The 22139-nt window shown below is 31.4% G+C and carries 21 protein-coding genes; 7 read left to right on the top strand and 14 right to left on the bottom strand.

Features of this window, described 5'->3' with window-relative positions:
• Positions 1 to 298 precede the first annotated feature (298 nt).
• Positions 299 to 1411: an alanine dehydrogenase gene (gene ald, locus LQ668_RS11920; protein WP_107510072.1), complete on the bottom strand. Its 1113-nt coding sequence runs from the start codon at positions 1409 to 1411 to the stop codon at positions 299 to 301.
• Positions 1412 to 1644: 233 nt separating this feature from the next.
• Between ald and LQ668_RS11915 the strand changes: the two genes are divergently transcribed.
• Positions 1645 to 2151, top strand: coding sequence for a universal stress protein (locus LQ668_RS11915; RefSeq protein ID WP_107510073.1), 507 nt, complete (start codon positions 1645 to 1647; stop codon positions 2149 to 2151).
• Between the two features lie 123 nt (positions 2152 to 2274).
• Here the strand turns inward: LQ668_RS11915 and LQ668_RS11910 are convergent, their stop codons facing one another.
• The 7 genes from LQ668_RS11910 to sppA all read right to left on the bottom strand — a co-directional run bounded on the left by LQ668_RS11910 (position 2275) and on the right by sppA (position 7408).
• Positions 2275 to 2454 (bottom strand): hypothetical protein, encoded by a 180-nt coding sequence (locus LQ668_RS11910; RefSeq protein WP_107510074.1) that lies wholly within the window; start codon positions 2452 to 2454, stop codon positions 2275 to 2277.
• Between the two features lie 227 nt (positions 2455 to 2681).
• Entirely contained in the window at positions 2682 to 2810 is a 129-nt protein-coding gene (locus tag LQ668_RS12405) for a hypothetical protein (RefSeq protein WP_256681917.1), read from the bottom strand.
• 179 nt (positions 2811 to 2989) lie between these two features.
• Positions 2990 to 4186: an acetate kinase gene (locus LQ668_RS11905; protein WP_078356395.1), complete on the bottom strand. Its 1197-nt coding sequence runs from the start codon at positions 4184 to 4186 to the stop codon at positions 2990 to 2992.
• A 75-nt stretch (positions 4187 to 4261) separates the two neighbouring features.
• Positions 4262 to 5206, bottom strand: a complete 945-nt coding sequence (locus tag LQ668_RS11900) for a class I SAM-dependent methyltransferase (protein WP_078356394.1) — start codon at positions 5204 to 5206, stop codon at positions 4262 to 4264.
• A gap of 61 nt (positions 5207 to 5267) precedes the next feature.
• Entirely contained in the window at positions 5268 to 5768 is a 501-nt protein-coding gene (gene tpx, locus LQ668_RS11895; protein ID WP_107510075.1) for a thiol peroxidase, read from the bottom strand.
• 79 nt (positions 5769 to 5847) lie between these two features.
• On the bottom strand, positions 5848 to 6399 hold the full coding sequence (locus LQ668_RS11890) for an RDD family protein (RefSeq protein ID WP_107510076.1): 552 nt from the start codon (positions 6397 to 6399) through the stop codon (positions 5848 to 5850).
• A 13-nt stretch (positions 6400 to 6412) separates the two neighbouring features.
• Positions 6413 to 7408 carry a signal peptide peptidase SppA gene (gene sppA, locus LQ668_RS11885; protein ID WP_107510077.1) on the bottom strand — a complete coding sequence of 332 codons (996 nt, stop codon included), beginning with the start codon at positions 7406 to 7408 and terminating at the stop codon, positions 6413 to 6415.
• An 85-nt stretch (positions 7409 to 7493) separates the two neighbouring features.
• Between sppA and LQ668_RS11880 the strand changes: the two genes are divergently transcribed.
• A complete protein-coding gene (locus tag LQ668_RS11880) occupies positions 7494 to 8297 on the top strand; it encodes an NAD kinase (protein WP_107510078.1) in 804 nt (267 codons plus the stop codon).
• Between the two features lie 462 nt (positions 8298 to 8759).
• On the opposite strand, the gene LQ668_RS11875 is transcribed toward LQ668_RS11880, so the two are convergent.
• The 4 genes from LQ668_RS11875 to ezrA all read right to left on the bottom strand — a co-directional run bounded on the left by LQ668_RS11875 (position 8760) and on the right by ezrA (position 14144).
• On the bottom strand, positions 8760 to 9533 hold the full coding sequence (locus LQ668_RS11875) for a sulfite exporter TauE/SafE family protein (protein WP_107510079.1): 774 nt from the start codon (positions 9531 to 9533) through the stop codon (positions 8760 to 8762).
• A gap of 47 nt (positions 9534 to 9580) precedes the next feature.
• Positions 9581 to 10798 (bottom strand): tRNA uracil 4-sulfurtransferase ThiI, encoded by a 1218-nt coding sequence (gene thiI / locus LQ668_RS11870; RefSeq protein WP_078356388.1) that lies wholly within the window; start codon positions 10796 to 10798, stop codon positions 9581 to 9583.
• Positions 10788 to 11933, bottom strand: a complete 1146-nt coding sequence (locus LQ668_RS11865; RefSeq protein ID WP_107510080.1) for a cysteine desulfurase family protein — start codon at positions 11931 to 11933, stop codon at positions 10788 to 10790. The genes thiI and LQ668_RS11865 overlap by 11 nt, the downstream gene beginning before the upstream one ends.
• A gap of 516 nt (positions 11934 to 12449) precedes the next feature.
• Positions 12450 to 14144: a septation ring formation regulator EzrA gene (gene ezrA / locus LQ668_RS11860; RefSeq protein ID WP_107509803.1), complete on the bottom strand. Its 1695-nt coding sequence runs from the start codon at positions 14142 to 14144 to the stop codon at positions 12450 to 12452.
• 137 nt (positions 14145 to 14281) lie between these two features.
• On the opposite strand from ezrA, the gene LQ668_RS11855 reads away from it, so the two are divergent.
• Positions 14282 to 14746 carry a GAF domain-containing protein gene (locus LQ668_RS11855; protein ID WP_078356385.1) on the top strand — a complete coding sequence of 155 codons (465 nt, stop codon included), beginning with the start codon at positions 14282 to 14284 and terminating at the stop codon, positions 14744 to 14746.
• Positions 14747 to 14971: 225 nt separating this feature from the next.
• Complete coding sequence (gene rpsD / locus LQ668_RS11850; RefSeq protein ID WP_078356384.1) at positions 14972 to 15574, top strand: 30S ribosomal protein S4; 603 nt, start codon at positions 14972 to 14974, stop codon at positions 15572 to 15574.
• 65 nt (positions 15575 to 15639) lie between these two features.
• Here rpsD and LQ668_RS11845 read toward each other — a convergent pair whose 3' ends face one another.
• A complete protein-coding gene (locus LQ668_RS11845) occupies positions 15640 to 16392 on the bottom strand; it encodes a glycerophosphodiester phosphodiesterase (protein ID WP_078356383.1) in 753 nt (250 codons plus the stop codon).
• Between the two features lie 73 nt (positions 16393 to 16465).
• On the opposite strand from LQ668_RS11845, the gene LQ668_RS11840 reads away from it, so the two are divergent.
• From LQ668_RS11840 to serA, 3 genes are all read left to right on the top strand, one after another.
• Positions 16466 to 16909 (top strand): SACOL1771 family peroxiredoxin, encoded by a 444-nt coding sequence (locus LQ668_RS11840; RefSeq protein ID WP_203154115.1) that lies wholly within the window; start codon positions 16466 to 16468, stop codon positions 16907 to 16909.
• A 100-nt stretch (positions 16910 to 17009) separates the two neighbouring features.
• Positions 17010 to 18167, top strand: a complete 1158-nt coding sequence (locus LQ668_RS11835) for a pyridoxal-phosphate-dependent aminotransferase family protein (protein WP_107509800.1) — start codon at positions 17010 to 17012, stop codon at positions 18165 to 18167.
• Positions 18160 to 19755: a phosphoglycerate dehydrogenase gene (gene serA / locus LQ668_RS11830; protein WP_078356380.1), complete on the top strand. Its 1596-nt coding sequence runs from the start codon at positions 18160 to 18162 to the stop codon at positions 19753 to 19755. Before LQ668_RS11835 ends, serA begins: the two co-directional genes overlap by 8 nt.
• Before the next feature lie 715 nt (positions 19756 to 20470).
• Here serA and LQ668_RS11825 read toward each other — a convergent pair.
• Entirely contained in the window at positions 20471 to 21586 is a 1116-nt protein-coding gene (locus LQ668_RS11825; RefSeq protein ID WP_107509799.1) for an HAD family hydrolase, read from the bottom strand.
• Between the last annotated feature and the right edge of the window lie 553 nt (positions 21587 to 22139).

Below are 22139 nucleotides of genomic sequence, written 5' to 3'. Positions count from 1 at the left end.
ATGTCCCTTACGACACCTCTTACGGACATTACTCAGAATTTTGTCCCTAACACACACTCTTACGGACATTTTTCGGAATTTTGTCCCTAACAACACCTCTTGCGGACATTTCTCGGAATTATGTCCCTTACACTTTATTATGCTATGGGAACATTTGCTCACCTTTCTCGTCGTTGTTATAAGTAAATCGATAAAATTACATACAAATTATAGTTGCTGATATTTATTTTCTCAAGCTGCAAAAAAACAAAAAATCCTGTCTCAGGCTTTAGAGAGACAGGTTTTTTTCAATTTCTGCTTATTTTAATATTTCTTGATATGGTGTGAATTCTTTATCAAAAGCTTTAGCTACTTCTTCATAAGTTAATTTACCATGAATTGTGTTTAAACCTTTTGCTAGTGCTTCATTATCTTGACATGCTTTTACATAGCCTTTGTTTGCTAATTGAATTGCATATGGTGTAGTTGCATTATTTAATGCAATTGTAGATGTTCTTGGAACTGCTCCTGGCATGTTAGCAACTGCATAATGTACTACGCCATGTTTTACGTATGTTGGATCATCATGTGTTGTAATTCTGTCTGAAGTTTCGAATGATCCACCTTGGTCAATTGCGATATCTACTAATACTGAACCTGGTTTCATTTTTTTAACCATATCTTCAGTTACAAGTTTCGGGGCTTTTGCTCCTGGAATAAGTACTGAACCAATAACTAAATCACTTTCAACTACTGCTTCTTCAATATTTAAAGGTGATGACATCATTGTTTGAACACTTGCACCAAATAAATCGTCTAATTGTTGTAAACGTGTTGGATTTAAGTCAATAATTGTTACGTCTGCTCCAAGTCCAACTGCCATTTTAGCAGCATTTGTACCAGCTTGTCCTCCACCAATTATTGTAACTTTACCGCGTTTAACACCTGGAACACCAGATAATAGTATACCAATTCCACCATTAGTTTTTTGAAGAAATTGCGCGCCGATTTGTGTCGACATTCTACCTGCAACTTCACTCATTGGAGCTAATAATGGTAATGAACGATTGCTTAACTGTACAGTTTCGTAAGCTATTGATGTAACTTCTTTTTCTAATAATGCGTTAGTTAAAGACTCTTCTGCTGCTAAATGTAAGTATGTAAATAAAATTAAATCTTTTTTGAAAAATTGATATTCTTCTTTAAGTGGTTCTTTAACTTTCATAACCATATCTACATTCCAAGCTTGTTCTTGACTAACAATTTCTGCGCCAGATTGTTTATAATCTTCGTCAGTGAATTGTGAACCAATTCCAGCTTCTGTCTCAACTTTAACTACATGATTTTGTGCGATTAAACTAGCTACGCCACTAGGTGTTAATGCCACCCTATTTTCATTATTTTTAATTTCTCTTGGTACCCCTATAATCATTTTACATTCCTCCTTGATTCAATCTTAACGCCACTAATTTGAAAGCGCAATCATTATTATTCAGTTTTTATATTATCTTTATTTTCTAAATTTTCAAATAATTATTACTGCATTTATACTTTAACATATTTCTCATAAAACTGTTCAATATTTCCTTTTATTTAAAAGTTTATAATGTTATTTTTTCAGAAAATTATGATATAATTAAACAAAAGAACTAGGAGGCGGTTTTTATGTTAAGTTACAAAAATATTTTAATAGCTGTAGATGGTTCAACTGAGTCAGAATGGGCATACAACAAAGCTGTGGCAGTCGCTAAACGTAATGATGCAAAATTAACAATCGTCAATGTTGTAGATTCTCGATCTTATGCAAGTGTCGAGGCTTACGATACTCAAATAGTAAATAAAGCTACTAGCTTTGCTGAAAGTTTACTATCTGGATATAAAGAATTCGCTGAAAAAAATGGCGTTTCTAATGTAGCAACTAAACTTGAATTTGGTTCACCAAAAACAGTTATTCCTAAAAAATTAGCAATAGATTATGATGTAGACCTTATTATGTGTGGTACTTCCGGCTTAAATGCTGTTGAACGATTTATCGTAGGTTCAGTTTCTGAATCAATCGTGCGAAATTCACCTTGTGACGTTCTAGTTGTTAGAACAGAAACAATGCCAGATGACTTCGAACCTATTGTAGCTACACAAGAATTATTTGATGAACACCATGAAAGTAAATAATTCTTACAATATAAAAAAGCGTTCAGTATAACTGAAGGCTTCAGACTGTGGACAAACTGAACTTAAATTAATAAGTTCAGTTTGTTTTTTTGTTTTAATAAGTATGTTTTATTAAATTTAAGCTTAAACTGCGTTTAAACTAGGCTGTTCTTTTGCATCGCCAAATCTTCTTTCTACAGTTTGACTTCTTAGTTTATATGATTTTTTAATTGTATCTACAAACCTTAAATCTTCGATTATATCTAAATCATCTTGCCAAACATGTCTACGGATTTCTCTAATATAGGTTTTGTTTCCGTACATTTATTTAACATAGAATCAACTCCTAAATAAAATTTCATCTATATTATAAAATAGTTTGTTAATATTTGGTATTTTTTTGGCTGACTCCTGCGGGAAAAGCATGATTCGAAAACTACAGGCTGAGAACATGCCCGCGGAAAGCATGCGCATAAAAAAATGCCGGCAAAGTCTAAGACTTTGTCGACACTCTGAAGCGTTCAGTATAACTGAACGCTTTTTTCTTATATTTATTTATTATCTACATTTTGATTTTTTAAATTTTGTTTGTTTTCTTGTTTTTGTTTTCTAGATTGTTCTTTAGCTACTCTTCTCGTTACTATTCTGACTAAACGCATTAACGCTCTCTCTGGTCTCATAAATATCCTCCTCAAAATAGACATTAATTAGTTATATCCAATCAAGATAATTTTAAACATATATATATTCACTTTAAGTGCGGTTTTTACTAAAAAATTCGCATAAAAAAACTGTCAACAAAGTCTCATACTTTATTGACAGTTTAAGAACGACACAAATTGTGAAGTTCTTTAATATATTAACCTAAGTTACCGAATTTCAATACATCACGTGCAATCATGACTTCTTCATCTGTTGGAATTACAATTACTTTGACTGGTGAATGTGGGTAATTGATAAATGCTTCTTCACCATGTAATCCAGTGTTTAGGCGTTGATCCCAATAAACACCCATAAACTCTAATCCTTCTAATACTTTAGCACGTACAGTATCAGAGTTTTCACCAACACCTGCTGTAAATACAATTGCATCTAAGCCGTGCATTCTTGTTGCATATGAACCCATATATTTATGAATTCTAGATGCGAATACATCCAATGCTAATTTAGCACGTTCATTACCTTCATTTGCATCTTGCTGAATATCTCTTAAGTCACTAGATGATCCTGAGATACCAAGAAGACCAGACTCTTTGTTAAGAATATTTAATACTTCTTCTGCATTTTTACCTGTTTTTTCCATTATATATGGAATTAACGCTGGGTCAAGGTTACCTGAACGTGTACCCATCGTAACACCTGCTAAAGGTGTGAAGCCCATTGATGTATCTACAGATTTACCGCCATCAATAGCTGCAATAGAAGCACCATTACCGATATGACAAGAAATAATTCTAAGTTGATCTAATGGACGATCTAATAATTCAGCTGCTCTTTCTGATACATATTTATGACTTGTTCCATGGAAACCATATTTACGAATACCATAATCTTTATAGAAATGATATGGCAAACTATATAAATATGATTCTTCAGGCATAGTCTGGTGGAATGATGTATCAAATACAGCAACATGTGGAATACTTGGTAATAATTTTCTGAATGCTTTAATACCCATTAAATTGGCTGGATTGTGTAATGGTGCTAAATCAGTTAATGTTTCGATTTTAGCCAATACGTCATCTGTAACAAGTGCAGATTCAGGGAATAGTTCCCCACCATGTACAACACGATGTCCTGTACCTTGAATATCATTGATGTCATTAATAATATTATGTTCTTTCAATGCATCTAACATAATATTTACTGCAACATCATGATTTTCTATATCTAATGTTTCAGTTATTTTTTCTCCATTTACAGAAATTGAGAAAATTGAATTTTTTAACCCGATACGCTCGATTAATCCTTTAGTGATAACTTTTTCATCTGGCATTTCAAATAATTGAAATTTTAAAGATGAGCTACCGGCATTAATTGCTATTATTTTTGTCATTTAGACTTCCTCCTGATAATACTTTTCTATACTATTTAAACACTAATACAGTTATGAATCAAGCATTAACACAGTTTATGAAGAATGATTTTTTTCCATCCATTCATCTACTTCAGATAAAAACGTTTGCAATTGTGATTGTGCCTTAAAGTCAGGAATATTAGCAAGCAATACCTCTACACTCTTAGTATTTCCTTGATCTTTCTTTTGTAGGATCAATAGTGATTTACGTGACTGTTCTGTTTTGAATAATGAGTTAGGGAAATTCAAGAATGCTTGCATTTCTGTCTCTGTTGCAATATATTTTTGCAACTGTTTCACTTCTTCACCTTCAAATAATTTTGTAGGAACTATTAAAAAGACATATCCCCCAGGCTTAGTTGCAGTTACAGCTTGCTCTAATAATAAATAATGACTATAACTATGACCTTCACTAAAACCTAATTTCATTTCTTTACTACGCTCATCAACAGGATAATAGCCTACTGGTAAGTCACCAACTATTACATCTGCTTCCTCTAATGGTAAAGGCATAATCGCATCTTGTGGATATACATCAAATGGTATTTCTAAAAAGTTAGCTAAATGAATGCTTACACGTTGTAAAACTGGATCTACTTCAATTAAATGATGCATAACTGTTTTTTCTTGGTTTTGTTCATTAATTGTTGCACTTAAATGTCCAGTACCACTTGCGATATCTACTATATTTAGTGATTCTCTATTTTTATTAAATAAGTTTACAAGATAACTTAAAATAAACCCGATTGAATCAGGCGTCATTTGATGATTCGGTTGAATAACTTCTTCTTTTAATAAACTTAAATAAGCAAATTGGAATGCTTTTCTACGTTCTTGTAAAGTAGATTGCTCTAACAAATCTCTTTGGTTCGTATAAATTTCTTCCATTGCTAATCCTAAATTTTCAATATAGCTTTGGCCATTTTCGTCATGGAGGTCTTTACTTTTTACATCAAGTTTTTCAAATAATATTTCCATTATATTCTTTTCTTCAGTCATAATTGCCCTCTTTCGTATAAAAAGCTGTCCAATCTAATGGACAGCGATTTATGGTTGTTAATTAGTTTAAATTTCTAAAAGCTTCTAAAGCTTTATCATAGTCAGGATGGTTAGTACCTTCACTCACTACTTCAGCGTAAACTACTTTATTATCTTTGTCCAAAACAAATACTGAACGAGCTAATAAACGAAGTTCTTTCATTATAACACCAAAGTTTTCACCGAATGATAAATCACGGTGGTCACTTAATGTAACAACATTTTCTAAACCTTCAGCTGCACACCATCTTTTTTGTGCGAATGGTAAGTCATTAGATATCGTTAAGACAACACCATCTTGTTCATTTGCAGCATCTTCGTTGAATTTACGAGTTTGTTGACTACAAACTCCTGTATCTAAAGAAGGTACGGCACTAATAAGTTTCTTTTTACCTTCATAGTCTTTTAAAGTCTTTTCAGATAAATCATTTGCTAATACAGTAAAATCTGGTGCTACTGAACCTACTGTAATTTCCTTGCCTAATATTGTAACTGGTTCATTCTTGAATGTAACTTGCGCCATAAAAAAAGCCTCCTTATTCTTGATAAATATATTTTATCATGATTAAAGAGACTTTAAAATTTTTTTGTTTATAACATGCTTACCTTGTAGCCTTTTGGAAGTCGTTTCTTAGTTGAATATATTTATTTTTAAGCACAACTGTCTCACCAAAATAGTCGTGAATACCTTTATGTTTTTTATTAAAAGCTACTACTAAATATGGTATTCCTAATAATGCACCTGATATAATTCTTCCAATCCACTCTCTAAATAGTACATCTTTCAACTTCAGCGATTTTGCATCTTCTCTGTATACACTTAATCCTAGAATCATTTTACCGAGTGTTGCTTTAAAATAATATGTCATAAGTACAAAATATAAATAAAATATTAAGGCACTTATTATATTTCCAACGCTAAAGTATGGCACAAATAAATATTCATTCTTAATTTGTGTTAATGCAAATAGAGGGCTTAACACTATTCCTTTAAAACCTGCTAAAGCTAATATATCAATGATATAAGATAAAAATCTAACCCAGAATCCTGCAAATACGATGGATTTTATATCAGACATGTGTTTATTAACTGTACGCTCAATAACACTTTGTTCACGAGTTGTAGCGACTTGTTCGTAACTTGCTTCAGTCATTTAAAATCCCTCCTTACTCACCATACAAGTACATAGGTTGTGGTGATTTATTTGCTTTAACTAAAGATTCATATTTACTTAAATCATCTAAGCCCATCATAGAAGATATTTTACTTTTAGCTCCCATTGGGAAGTTTAAGAATCCTGATGATGTATCATAAGTTACGACTTGTGCATTTTTAGATTTAATATCACTTCTTAAGTCTTTAATTGCATCATCTTCATAACCAATCTCATCAATTAATCCATTTGATTTAGCTTGTTGTGCAGAATAAATTCTACCGTCAGCTAATTTTTTAACTTCAGATTCAGACATATGTCTACCATCTTTAATAACATCTACAAATTGTTTGTAGCTATCATCAATAATTGATTGCATAATATTACGTTCTTCTTTAGTCATATCTTTCATTGGATTTAATATTTGTTTATGCTTACCAGATGTTACGGATTCATCTTTAACACCTATGTCATTGGCTAACTCTGCGTAATTTATACTTGAAATAATAACACCTAAAGAACCAGTTAATGTTTGAGAACCTGCATATATTTTATCTGCTGGTGTTGAGATATAATAACCACCTGAGGCAGCCATATTCTTCATTTGAACATATACTTTTTTATCTTTGGCTTTTATTTCTTCTAATTTTTTATGTATTTCATCACTCTCATATGTTCCTCCACCTGGAGAATTCACTTCTAGTAGTACACCTTTAACGCTTTTATCTTTCTTGATTTTATCAAGTTGTTTTAAAAATGCTTGATGGTTATATCCTCCATCACTGAATAGCGATTCTTCCGCACCAGTATCTTGAATTGTACCATTCACAGATAATTTTACGATTTTATTACTACTATCACTACCAGATTGAACCGACTCGCTAATGCCATCTGAATCTGTCACAGTTTTTTTCCATGAATCATCCAAAAATATGCCAACAGTACTGACAACAATACCACCTACCACTAGAATAACAGCGATGATAATAGCAATAATTCTTTTAGACATAGTATCTTCCTTTCTATTTTAAATATTTACATTTATAATAATAACAGACTTTAATAATAACTGTAACTTTTGGGAGGAACAAATTATGGCAACAAAAAAACATATTTACTTATTCACTTCAAAAGATAGCGATGTCTTAGAGACTCGAAAAAAAATACAAAGCCAAATGGAACCACATGGCTTTGTATTTGTATCAAACTATGATGATGCAGACATTATCGCTTCAATAGGTGGTGACGGTAGTTTCCTTCAAGCATGTAGAAAAACAAATTTCAACAAAGATAAAGTTTATATTGGTATAAAAACAAGATTAGATCAAAATTATTTATATGTTGATTTTAGCGTTGATGATATACCACATTTAATTAAATCAATAGATTCCGAAGAAGTTATGGTAAGGAAATACCCAGTACTAGAAGTAAATTTAAACAATCAAATGTCTTATATGTGTTTAAACGATTTTTACATTAAATCTAGCGTTATCAAGCCAATGAAAATGGAAATATTTATAGATGATGAATACTTCGAGGCATTTAACGGAGATGGATTATTGATATCTACACCAACTGGATCTACAGGTTATAATAAATCTTTAGATGGCGCAATTATAGATCCTAAAATAAGAAGTATGCAATTAACAGAAATTGCATCATTAAATAATAATAACTTTAGAACAGTAAGTAGTTCTGTTGTATTAGGCGATACAAGAACACTTAAAATTTCACTTGATAAAGAAGGCAATTATTATCCAATCATGGGTCTAGATAATGAAGCACTAAGTGTACAAGAAACTGATTTTATAAGCCTTAGAATTAAAGATAAATATATAAGAACACTTAAATTACCTCAAAATTCATTTTGGAGCAAAGTTCAAAGAAAATTCTTATAAAATTTTATAATTTTGTTCGTGCATGCTTGATTATTTTTTATACAATCTTACGATTTCGTTCGTGCATGCTTGCCTAGGGGTATGGTTCGAGCCTGTAGTCTCTCACTCATACTATTCCCTCAGGCGTCAGCACTTCACAAAATCGTTGAAATTATCTATTTTAATACAAAGATTAGAGGCTGAGACAAATAAATTGTCTCAGCCTCTAAGTTATAGAATAACTAAATTTGCACTAATTGGGAAAAGTGTAAGCATGGATAGCTATATTTACACTAATCTATAGAAATGTAATCATGAGTACCTATATTTACACTAGTCTAAAGAAGTGTAATCATGGGTACCTATATTTACACTAGTCGGAAGTAGTGTGAATGATTTTCACAAAAAATAAGAGCAGAAATTCAATTTTAATAATGAATTTCTGCTCTTATTAATTTTCTAAGGCATTTATGCTCACGCTCTTTACATGAAATGACTATTAACGTAGTCGTATACATTTTTAAGTATTAATAGAATTGTGACTACTATAAATAAGACTTTTACATAGGATACACCTTTTCTTATAGCAAATGTAACGCCTAAATATGAACCGACTACCATAGCTGCTGCCATGCTGAATCCATAAATATAATTCACTTGTCCTAATATCATAAATAAAAGTAAAGCGCCTAGATTGGAAGCTAGATTTAAAAATTTAGCATTGCCTGCTGCATGTAAATAATCCAGACCGATTAATAACAACATAAATAAAAAGAATGATCCGGTACCTCCACCTAAAAATCCATCATAATATCCGATTACTATAACACCTACTATGAATAAGATAGCTTTTTTAAGTGATAATTTCTTATATTTATTAATATCTCCCCAATCTTTTTTAACAATTGAGTAAACAGTCACTAATGCTAATATTATAATTGCGAGTGGTTTTAAATATTCTGGTGGTAAATATGTAGCAGTAATCGCACCAAATATTGAACCGACAAAACTTAATGGAAACAATTTTCCTACTATATCAAAATCTACTTTTCTAGCTTTTATAAACTTCATTGTACTCGTAAACGTTCCAAATGAACTTGCTAATTTATTTGTACCTAAAGCTGTTGCTGGATCCATACCTACAGCTAATAATGCTGGTAAAGAAATAAGTCCTCCTCCACCAACTACGGAATCTATAAATGATGCTATTAAACCAAATAAAATAATAATAAGTAAAATATTTAAATCAAATTCCATCTGGACATCTCCTCTACTTTAATGATAGCGACATCCCAACGTCATTATTAAAGTAGTTCATCCATCCACTCATCTTTTTGTTGCTGTATATCATCATGTTTAGAAATTGTAATTGTTTCTACATTTTTTACCGCTTCTTCGATTAATGGACCAAAATCAAATTTAGACTCAAAATATTCAACTTTTTCAAGTTTAGGATTTGTTTTTGGATTTTTTGGTGTAAATATTGTACAGCAATCTTCAAATGGTTGTATTGATAATTCAAATGTATTTATTGCTTTAGCTTTTTTAACGATGTCTTCTTTATCAAAAGTAAGTAACGGTCTTAAAATTGGCATAGATGTCACGCTATTGATTGCATACATACTACCTAAAGTTTGACTTGCAACTTGTCCAAGATTTTCACCATTGACGATTGCAAGTGCACCAATTTCATGCGCTACTTTTTCAGTTACTCTTAACATCATTCTTCTAGTACTCGTCATAGTAAAACTTTCTTCGACTACTTTATGAATTTGTTTTTGTAATTCTGTAAAAGGAACAATATGTAGTTTGATGTCTCCAGTTAAATTTGCAAGTTGCTTTGTTAAATCAATAACTTTTTGTTTCGCTTGTTCGCTTGTATATGGGGGACTATGAAAATGTATAGCTTCAATCGTCACGCCTCTTTTCATTACTTCCATTCCTGCTACTGGTGAATCAATTCCACCTGAAAGCATAAGTAATGTTTTACCACCCGTTCCTACTGGCAATCCTCCTACTCCTTCGAGTACTCGGTTATACATATAAATGGCATCTTTACGTACTTCAACTTTAATTTTATGATCAGGTTGTTTAACATTTACTGTTATATTTTCAGTGTTTTGAAGAACGTGTCCTCCTAGTTCTTGTTGCAGTTGAAATGTATCTAGTTCAAATGTTTTATCTGCTCTTTTTACATCAATTTTAAAAGTATCACCATCATTGAAATCCTCAGCAAACTTTATAGCAACTTCTTTCATAATGTCCAATTCTTTTTCAATTCTTATTATTGGACTTACTGAGTGTACGCCGAACACTGTTTGGATACGACTCATCATTTCTTCAATATCTGAACCTTCATGTACATCTATATACATTCTGTCACGATTAGCACGTACTTTATAACCTTGAAGTGGCATTAATCTACTTTTAATATTTGCTTTTAATTTATTAACGAACATATTTCTATTACCTGTCTTAAGGGTCAATTCCCCATATCTAACCAATATGTGATCATAATTCATATTTTAATAACTCCTTTACCTCATTATATACTTTGTCAAAGGCATCTTTAAATGCTTCTATTTGTTCGTTTGTTAAATCTGGTGCAATGCTTATTCTTATACTTCCTTCAATTATAATATTGCTTAGCCCCATAGCTTTCAATGTTTCATTATGAGAACTTTTTTTGGAAGAACATGCACTTGTAGTGGATAAATAAATTTCATATTTAGAAAATGCGTTAACTAATACTTCTCCTTTAACTCCTGGAAACGATACATTCAATATATATGGTGCAGCATCTATAGGAGAATTAATTAAAACCCCTTCATACTGATCAATAAATTGACGTATTTCTTTTCCTTTTTCAGTTAATAATTTAATATTACTATCCATTTGAGCATCCATTTGTCGCATTGCTTTTGTTAAAGCAATATTCACGGGAGCATTTACTGTACCACTTCTAATACCATACTCTTGTCCACCACCAAAAATAATTGGCTGAATCGTTTTTGCTTGCTTAAAGGCTAAAATACCAGAGCCTTTTAGTCCATGAAATTTATGCGCACTTAAACTATAGCTATCTACTAAATTAATATTTAAATTAACTTTACCAAATCCTTGAACACCATCTACGTGAAAATGTACTTTTGGATAGTCTTTTAAAATATTACTGATTTCTTCAATTGGTTGAATTTGTCCCATTATATTATTCACATGCATACACGTTACAAGTACAACGTCATCGTTAAGTAATTTTTTCAATGATGTAATATCTAACTTTCCATTCTCTAACGTGTTGATATATTGTAGGTTAAAACCTTGTTCTTCTAGTGCTCTCATAGTTTCTAGAACAGAAGGATGTTCAATTTTTGTAGTTAAAATTGTTTTACCAAACCTTTTCTTCGCTTGAGCCATACCTTGCAATGCTATATTATTTGATTCAGTCGCACCGCTCGTAAAAATGATGTCAAACTTATCGTTTAAGTTTAAGTACTGTTTTATATTATCTCTAGCTTTATCAATTAAATGAGCAATTTTCACACCTGCTGTATGAGGACTGTTCGGATTAAAAAAATATTGTGTATTCATTTGAATATATGATTGAATAACGTCCTCATTAGGTTTCGTAGTTGCAGCATTATCAAGATATATCATACTGTCACCTCTTTTTTTCATTATATAATGATACCATAAGTCATTTGCTATAGATATACTTATTAGCTCACAAAAGCATGTAGATAACATTTAGAGGCTGAGTAAATTCGTAGAATTCTTCATTAGGTATCGTTTCTACAATTTGATTTACAAAATGCGCAATATCATTTTTTGGAATTAAAACTTCAATATCTAGTGGTAGCGTTAATTGAGACATGTTATAATTTTTATACATAAAGCACCTCGTTAATTTATTTTTTGTGGTTATTAATTAAATTATACGAAAGTGCTTTATTTTTTTGTATAAGAATGGATATTTTGTCACGATTTTGTAAAGTGCTGACGCCTGAGGGAATAGTATGCGTGAGAGACTACAGGCTCGAACCATACCCTAGGCAAGCATGCACGTACAAAATCGTAGATTTTATAAATAAAGAAAAAAGAGCTAATCCGAAAATATGGATTAGCTCTTTTTATTTGAGAATGGGTATTTATGTCTCAGCCTCTATAGTTCTACTATTGTTTATTAACTTCTTCTTCAATTTTTTCACTGATTCCAGGTTCAACTTTTTCAAGTGCTGTTTCAGCAATTTCTACAGCTCTCTTATATCTATTATTAGCAAAGAGTCTTTCTGCTTCATTAAGACTTTTATTCAGTTCATTGTTTTCTTTTCTGTATCTATTACCATACTGAATTAATGTTTCTGCATGAACTGCATTAATTAAAACATCCGTCGTTTCATCTTCGAACTTATTCATTTGTAGTACAATATTACTCACTTTATCTTTAACATATTGTACATTGATTGGTCTTTGACTGAAGATTTTATTAACTTCACGAATTTCATGATCAATTTCATTCTTCATAATGATGAATCTTTCAGGTACACTAGGTAAATTCGACGCCAATAAATTTCTATATATTTCTTCTTTTTTAGATTGAACTCGTAATGTGTTTTGTTGAGCAGTTGCTTCATCTTCTCTAAGTGAAACTAAGTGATTTTGAATTTTTTGTTGATTATCATTTATCACTTTAACATGTTCTTCAATATATAATAAGTTATCTTCCACTTCACTATATCGAACATTTGTCTTAGCCATTTCACCTAATATTTCATCATAAACACTGATAAGATTTTGTATTTCATTCTCATACTGTCTAACTTTATGAACATCTTCTTCTGAAATATAGTAATTTTCTCTAACATATTCAATTTCAGTTTGAAGTGTGTAGTTCATATCTTTTGCGTGGAATAATTCGTCTGTAATAATTTCTTTAGATTGTTCTACAGTATTTTTAGATTTCACTTCATGTTCAATCAAATCATACATATCATCTAAAGTATCATTTATTTCAATTATAATGTTCTCAGCTTTAGTCAATTCTAGTCTACCTATTAATGGTTCAACTAAATTAAGTTTGCCACGTAATGTTTGTAAAGTACCTTCAACTTTAACGTGTTCAAGATTATATCCTTCGACTTTTAAATCTCTACAACCAAATTTCAAGTCTTGGAACTGACCTGGTAATTCTTTTTGAACATCTTTAATCAACAATGGAATTTCATTCATATCTTCTTGCATGCGTTTCATATCTGTATTGAGTTGATCTATATGACCACTTGCTTTAATATAATGCCCATCTTCAACAAGTTCTTCATATTGCTCAATTCTAGGTAAAAATGCTTCAATATTTTTCTCAATAAGTTCTGCAGCATCACCAAATTGATGTCTGTTAGCTAATACTTCCCTTTTTGTTTCTCTATAAATTTGTTTAGATTCATCGTATAATTGGTCGCTTGTTTCTACTGTTGTCATTAATTCTGTAACACTCTGAGTTAAACGCGTATATTTCTTCTCTATACCATCCATGATTTTATTAGCATCAGCAATACTTTCTTCTGATTGAGAAAACTTAAATTTATCTAATTCTGCATCTGCGTCGTGAATTTTTGCATCTACAACTTTTAAATCTTCTTGTAAAACAGTTTGCCATTCCCTTTTGAATTGATCATACTTGTCCTTAGCTTCACCATGTATATTTAATTTTTTAAGTTTAGCTAATTCATCTTGAAAAGGTAATTGTTTAATTTTTTGCTTACGCTGCTCGGTCTCAGTAATCAAATTTCGCTTTGATGTACGCAACCATAACATTATACCAATACCAATTAATATAATGATTATAATTGCAAGTGTTATATAAATTGCCATTATGTATTCTCCTCCTAAATCGTTCTCTTTATTATAACGTAAAATATTTATCCAACAAACCTTTTTCTATGCAAAACATATTCAAAATCTTAAAATAGAGATATAATTCAAAAAAATAATGAAATGAGGAACAAAAAATGCCAGAAAATCAATTAGACTATACATTACTTAGTAGACAACTTGATGGTTTATTATCAGGTGAGAAAGATTTAATCGCTAATTTAAGTAATACTTCAGCATTTATCAATCAATTCTTACCAAATATAAATTGGATAGGTTTCTACCTTTTAAAAAATAATGCATTAAAACTAGGACCATTTCAAGGTTTACCTGCCTGTGTTGATATCGAAATAGGAAAAGGTGTATGTGGTACAGCTGTTTCTCAAAAAAAATCTCAACTTGTAGAAGATGTTAATGCATTTCCAGGACATATAGCTTGCGATGCAAATAGCCAATCTGAAATCGTTATACCTATATACTATAACAAAGAAATAATTGGTGTGTTAGATATCGATGCCCCAGTTAAATCACGATTTAGCAAAGAGGATTTACAAGGTTTAGAATTACTTGTTCAAACTCTTGAACAGCATATTCATATTTAAAATATAAATTGACATCCCCCTTCCAAAAAGGTATACTATTCTTTGTGTGAATTAACGAAAGTAGCAGTTAAATATTATAGGGCTCTATGTTATTCCCAAAGAAGGTGTGTTGTGTAACCGCGGCTGCAAGGTGAAGACACAAAAACATAATATATCCTTATGAGCATTTAACATTCTTTCTTGTTTCTTCATAACATTCAAACAAGAAAAAGGAGGAACTTCATTATGGCAAGATTTAGAGGTTCAAACTGGAAAAAATCACGTCGTTTAGGAATTTCATTAAGCGGTACAGGTAAAGAATTAGAAAAACGTCCTTACGTACCAGGTCAACATGGTCCAACTCAACGTAAAAAATTATCTGAGTATGGTCAACAATTACAAGAGAAACAAAAATTACGTTTCATGTACGGAATTAACGAACGTCAATTCCGCAGTATTTTCGAAAAAGCTGGTAACATGAAAGGTGTTCATGGTGATAACTTCATGGCACTATTAGCTTCTCGTTTAGACGCAGTAGTTTACCAATTAGGTTTAGCTCGTACTCGTCGTCAAGCACGTCAATTAGTTAACCACGGTCACGTAACTGTAGATGGCGCTCGTGTAGACATTCCATCTTACACTTTAAAACCAGGTCAAACTATTAGCATTCGTGAAAAATCACAAAAATTAAACATCGTATTAGAATCAGTAGAATTAAGTCACCACGTACCTGATTACTTAACTTTCGATGCTGACAAATTAGAAGGTACTTTCGTACGCGTTCCTGAACGTAGCGAATTATCAGCTGAAATCAATGAACAATTAATCGTTGAGTACTACTCTCGTTAATAGTTATTGCAAAAACCACTTTCAAATTGAAAGTGGTTTTTTTGTTTTTGATTATTTAATTCCCCTTATGTTTTCAACCATTGTTCTATTTTTTGAGGATAATCCGTTATGATGCCATCTACATTTAAATTAATCATTTTTCGAACAGTCTCATCGTCATTAATAGTATAAGGCATTACTTTCATATTTACTTTGTGTGCTTCGTCGACAAATTTTTTTGTAACTATTTTATAATTTGGATTTATGAATGTCGCATATTCCCCTATTTTTCTTATAGAATCTCTACTTATGAATCGATCTTTCTTTTTAATGAGAACTCCTAACTCAATTCTAGAGTTTAAACTTTTAAATTTTTGAATGGATTTTTTGTTAAAAGATTGTATGATGATTTGTTGTTCATTGATGTCATTAGCAATTAAGGATTCAAGAATTTGTTCTTCTATACCCGGATATTTTTCTGGTTGCTTAACTTCGATTAAAAGTTTAATATCTGTATTTCTAATTAAATGTAATACATCGTCAAATAAAGGTATACGTTCTCCTATAAATTCTTCACCTTTCCATTTGCCTATATCATATTTTTGTAATTCCTTATAAGCTAAGTTTTTTATTTCGCCTTTTTCTAGTGAAGTGCGTTCTGTTGTAGGATCGTGCATTATAACAAGTTTATGATCTCGCGTTCTATGTATATCGATTTCGAGCATGTCTATATTTAATGTAAGTGCAAATTTATAAGATGCTATTGTATTTTCTGGTACTAGCGAAGGTACCCCTCTATGTGCTACTTTAATTATAGATTGTGGATTATACACATTCATTGTCTACTCCTTAATAATCAGTCATACTATAGATTATACCCAAATATATTTATTTAAAGAAAGGAACATTATAATGACAACACATATTTTTGACTTAAAAGGAACTTGGACTAAAGGTAGAAATGCTTCTGGTCATATAAATACAACTAATTTATCTACTCGAGTATCTATTCCAGAGGTTATGGATGGACCTGAAATTGGTACAAATCCAGATGAAATGTTACTCGGAGCTGCATCAACTTGCTACATGATTACTTTAGCTGCGATGATTGAACGTTCTGAAATTGAAATTGAAAGAATTGAAGTGAATTCAAAAGGACATGTTGATGTTGAAAATGACGTGATCACTTATAAAAAAATAGAACATTTCCCAGTAATTTATTTAAGTGAAGAACCTGATGAAACGCTACAAAAAAAATTAAATAGACTCGTTCAAAAAGCTGAAGAATCATGCATGGTTACGCGTGCATTAGCTGGAAATGTTCAAGTTATAGCAACTGGAGAAATAAGATTTTAAAATGAAAGCGTTTTAATCAGAATTTTCAATGAATTCACTATTATTTTATTATTTTCTCTGCTACAATATAGAACATAAATTCAGTAAGGAGTGTTTATATATGTATCAGCATGATTCTTTATTACTCGCACCAGGTCCTACTACTGTTCCAAGGGAAATATTAGAAAGAATGAATCTTCCTATGACAGGACATAGAACTAAGGAATTTAGTCAAATCATTCATCAAGCATCAAGAGATTTACAAACAATTTTTGGAGCAAAGCATCCTGTAGCTATTTTAACTTCCTCAGGTACAAGTGCCCTTGAAGCAGCTATGGTTAATATAGCCAATCCAGAAGATAACATTGTGATAATTGTTTCAGGAGCATTTGGCGATAGGTTTAGAAAGATAGCTTCTTCATACCCTTTCAATGCACATATTTTTGAAGTTGAATGGGGAAAAGGTGTTGATTTAAAAGAATTCGAAACATATTTAAACTCACTTAATGTAGATATTAAAGCTATATTTACACAATTCTGTGAAACTTCAACTTCTGTAAAACACCCTATCAACGAATTAGGAAAATTAGTAAAAGCATTTAATCCTGATATTTATTTTATTGTTGATGGCGTAAGTATCATCGGTGCAGTTGAAGTGGATATGGAAGAAGATAATATCGATGTTCTCGTTTCAGGTAGTCAAAAGGCAATTATGTTACCACCTGGAGCTGCTTTTGTAGCATATAATGACAGAGCAATTGAACGATTTAAAGAAGTGACGACTTCAAGATTTTATTTAGATTTAAATAAATACATAACTTCTTTAAATGATGATTCAACTCCATTTACACCTGCTGTATCACTTATTAGAGGTGTTCAAGCATATTGTGATTTAATTCGTGAAGAAAAATTTGAAAATACAATTAAAAGACACGAAGTATGTAAAACTGCAGTTAGGGAAAGTTTAAAAGCGTTAGGTATGACTTTGTTAGTTGAAGATCAATTTGCTTCCCCTACTGTAACTGCTTTCGTACCAAACAAAGATGAAGTAAAACAAATTAAAGATGAATTACTTAGCAGATTCAATATTACTATCGCAGGTGGTCAACAACATCTCAAAGGTACTATTTTAAGAGTTGGTCATATGGGTAAAGTTTCTCCTAATGATATGTTGCAATTTATAAGTGCATTAGAAATTATACTTTCAGAAATTCGTGATGAATCAGTAATTGGTAAAGGTGTTTCTAAATTCCAGGAGGTCGTAAATCAATATGTTTAAAGTAATCGTAGTAGATCCAATTTCAGAAGAAGGTTTAAAGAGTTTAACTGACCATGAACAATTTGAAGTAGACATAAATACTGGTCTAAGTGAATCAGAACTTATTAACATTATAGATAGCTATGATGCTTTAATCGTTAGAAGTCAAACCCAAATTACACCACCTATTTTAGATGCAGCAAAAAACTTGCGTGTTGTCGCTAGAGCTGGTGTAGGTGTTGATAATATTGATATAAACTATGCAACTAAACAAGGTATTTTAGTTATTAATGCTCCTGATGGAAACACCATTTCAGCTACTGAACATTCAATGGCTATGATATTATCTATGGCTCGTAACATTCCTGAAGCACATCGTTCATTACAAGATGGTAACTGGGATAGAAAAAAATACCGCGGTACAGAATTATACAAAAAAACACTTGGTGTAATCGGTGCTGGTAGAATTGGACTTGGCGTTGCTAAACGTGCTCAAAGTTTCGGTATGAATATTCTTGCATTTGACCCTTATTTATCAAGTGACGATGCAAAGAGATTAGAAATCACAAGAGCAACAGTTGATGAAATTGCTGAACAAGCTGATTTTATAACTGTCCATACTCCACTAACACCAAAAACGAAAGGTCTTGTAAATGAAGACTTTTTCAATAAAGCTAAACCAAACTTACAAATCATCAATGTTGCTAGAGGTGGAATCATCGATGAAGATGCACTTATTAAAGCTCTAGATGAAGGAAAAATAGAGAAAGCAGCACTTGATGTGTTTACAGAAGAACCTGCGAACAACACGCCATTAACACAACATGAAAAAATCATTGTAACGCCACATCTTGGAGCTTCTACTATTGAAGCTCAAGAAAAAGTTGCTGTCTCAGTTGCTAATGAAATCATCGACATTTTCGAAAACAATAATGTTCTTCATGCAGTTAACGCCCCTCAAATGTCAGGTGAAGTTGAAGAAGAATTAAGACCATTTGTTGAATTAAGTAGAACAACTGGTGAAGTTGGTATACAACTATTTGAAAAAGGTCCAAGAGAATTAAAAATTAAATATCATGGCGAAATAGCACTTGATGACACTAGCTTAATTACAAGACAACTTGTAATGGGCGTATTGCAACAAGATTTAGGTGATCATGTTAATTTAATCAATGCATTAGTACTTCTAAATGAGCAAGGCGTTACGTACCAAATTGAAAAAAATAGTAAAAAGTACGGATTCAGTAACTATATAGAATTAGAATTAGTAAATAAAGAGCATTCTATAAAAATAGGTTCAACCGTATTAAATGGCTATGGTCCAAGAATCGTTCGTATCAACGATTATCCTGTAGACTTTAAACCAGAAAAACATATGCTATTAATTCATCATAATGATCAACCAGGAATTGTAGGTAAAATGGGACAAATCCTTGGTGAACATGGGATTAATATCGCTTCAATGCATTTAGGAAGACATTCTATAGGCGGCGAAGCATTAATGGTATTGTCAATTGATGATGAAGCTTCTGAAGAAACAATAGCTGATTTATTTGCTATAGAAGGTTTCCAAAGCATAAATAAAGTAGAACTTAATCAATCATTATAAACAATAAAGCTGAGACATAACTCAAAACAAATAAGCATATCACTTAACTGATTTTTTAAAGTTTAGTGATATGTTTTTTTATAAGTTTTACAATTTTGTTCGTGCATGCTTGCCTAGGGGTATGGTTCGAGCCTGTAGTCTCTCACACATACCATTCCCTCAGGCGTCAGCACTTCACAAAATCGCTCTCAATATCTATTTTTATACAAAGATTAGAGGCTGAGACAAATTAATTGTCTCAGCCTCTTAGTTATAGAATAGCTAAATTTGCACTAGTTGGGAGAAGTGTAATCATGGGTAGCTATATTTACACTAGTCTAAAGAAGTGTAAGCTTGGGTACCTATAGTTACGCTAATCTAAAGAAGTGTAAGCATGAGTAGCTATATTTACACTAGTCTAAAGAAGTGTAAGCATGAGTAGCTATATTTACACTAGTCTAAAGAAGTGTGAGCATGGGTACCTATAGTTACACTAATCTATAGAAGTGTAAGCATGGGTAGCTATATTTACACTAGTCTAAAGAAGTGTAAGCATGAGTAGCTATATTTACACTAGTCTAAAGAAGTGTAAGCATAAGTAGCTATATTTACACTAGTCGGAAGTAGTGTGAATGATTTTCATAAAAAATAAGAGCAGAAATTCAATTTAATAATGAATTTCTGCTCTTTATAAATTTCTAGGACATTTATGTCCAAGTCTTTTATTTTTACTTTTTTATAATAAAATATTTCTAATATCTAATACATTATTTACAATATAATCTGCGTCATAAGACTCTAATTCAGCTTTAGCTGCTTGACCTTTTAATCCTGTTAATGTACCTATAAAAGTGGCCCCTGTCTTCTTAGCACTTAATAAATCTGCTAATGAGTCACCCACAATATATATGTTTTCATTTTCAAAAATCATTTTTTGATTCTGTATATATGTTAAATATTTCTCTGAATCATTACCACTATTGGCAATTAAATAACTAAATGGATTCGGTTTACCAAGTGGTTTGTGTTCCGGGTATGTTGTTTCAGCATTCAGCACTTCAGATGCAGTACCAATGTGAAATTCATCAAATTGTTTTAACCACCCTATTGTTTCAAACGGTACTAATGTTTCAGTTCTCGGTCTTCCTGTAGCAATACCTATTTGATATCCGGCTTGTTTTAAATCTTCGAGTAGTTGTGTAACCTTATCAATATCTGCTAAAACAACTTCTTCTTTAATATATCCATTCTTATATGTTGTTCTAGCTGTTTTATGTTCTACTTCTTCATATAATTCTGTACCTAAATACCACTCTTGATATACTTCTTGAGCAATATCCCAGAATTTACTCTTGAGTTCAAAAATTGAAGCATCTTCAACGTTAAGTTCCTCTTTTGCAAAAGCAATTAAATCATGATAAATATTTTCTTTACCTGATGTTGCTTTAGATAAAAATTGTAACGGCGTTTCAATATTAATTTGCGCCCCATTAAGTTTGTTTGCATAATCTTTTAATGTTGCTTCACTGAAATTATCGTTACTGAGATCTAATTTTGAACCTTCTACTTTTTTTAACAATTCAATTAAATGAGTACTTATTACAATAAAAAGCATATCCCAATTTGAATTTAATCCTAAAGACTTTAATTGATTCAAAATTTTGTCATCAATAAACATATCTTTTCTAATTTGCTGTATATCATTTTCCGTTAAATTCTCTAAACTTATTGAGCTTTTTAAATTCAGAAATGATTGACTATGTAATAATTCATAAACAGTCAGCGCTGATACATCGAAACATCTTTCTTCACTCAAAAACACACCATCTACATCAAATAATACTTGTTTCATAATATGCCTCCATTTTTTGAACATTCTGATTATAATTTTAGCATAGTTTCAAATTGAAAACAGTACAATTAAAGCATCTTGAGGATGTAAACGCTTTACATAAATTAGTTCTACTTTTAATGCGCCTCTTATCAGTAATTTTGCTTAGATCTGCTTTTAACGTACCTCTTATTAGCAATTTTGCCTAGAATTGCTTTTAACATACCTCTTATCAGCAATTTTGCCTAGTTCTGCTTTTAACACACCTCTTATCAGCAATTTTGCCTAGTTCTGCTTTTAACGTACCTCATATCAGCAATTTTGCCTAGAACTGCTTTTAACGAACCCCTTATCTGCAATTTTGCCTAGTTCTGCTTTTAACGTACCCCTTATCTGCAATTTTACTTAGAACTGCTTTTAACATACCCCTTATCTGCAATTTTGCCTAGTTCTGCTTTTAACGAAACACTTATAAGTATAACTTGGTATGTCAACAAAAACTTAGACAGAATTCATAAGTTTATAAGAGGTTGGCGTTTGATAATTTAATCCTGCATGTATTCTTTCATTGTTA

This window comes from Mammaliicoccus sp. K-M42 (assembly GCF_022386375.1).
Classification (GTDB): Bacteria; Bacillota; Bacilli; order Staphylococcales; family Staphylococcaceae; genus Mammaliicoccus; species Mammaliicoccus fleurettii.
The sequence above is the reverse complement of the archived record's forward strand: the minus strand, read 5'-3'. Positions and strand labels throughout refer to the sequence as shown.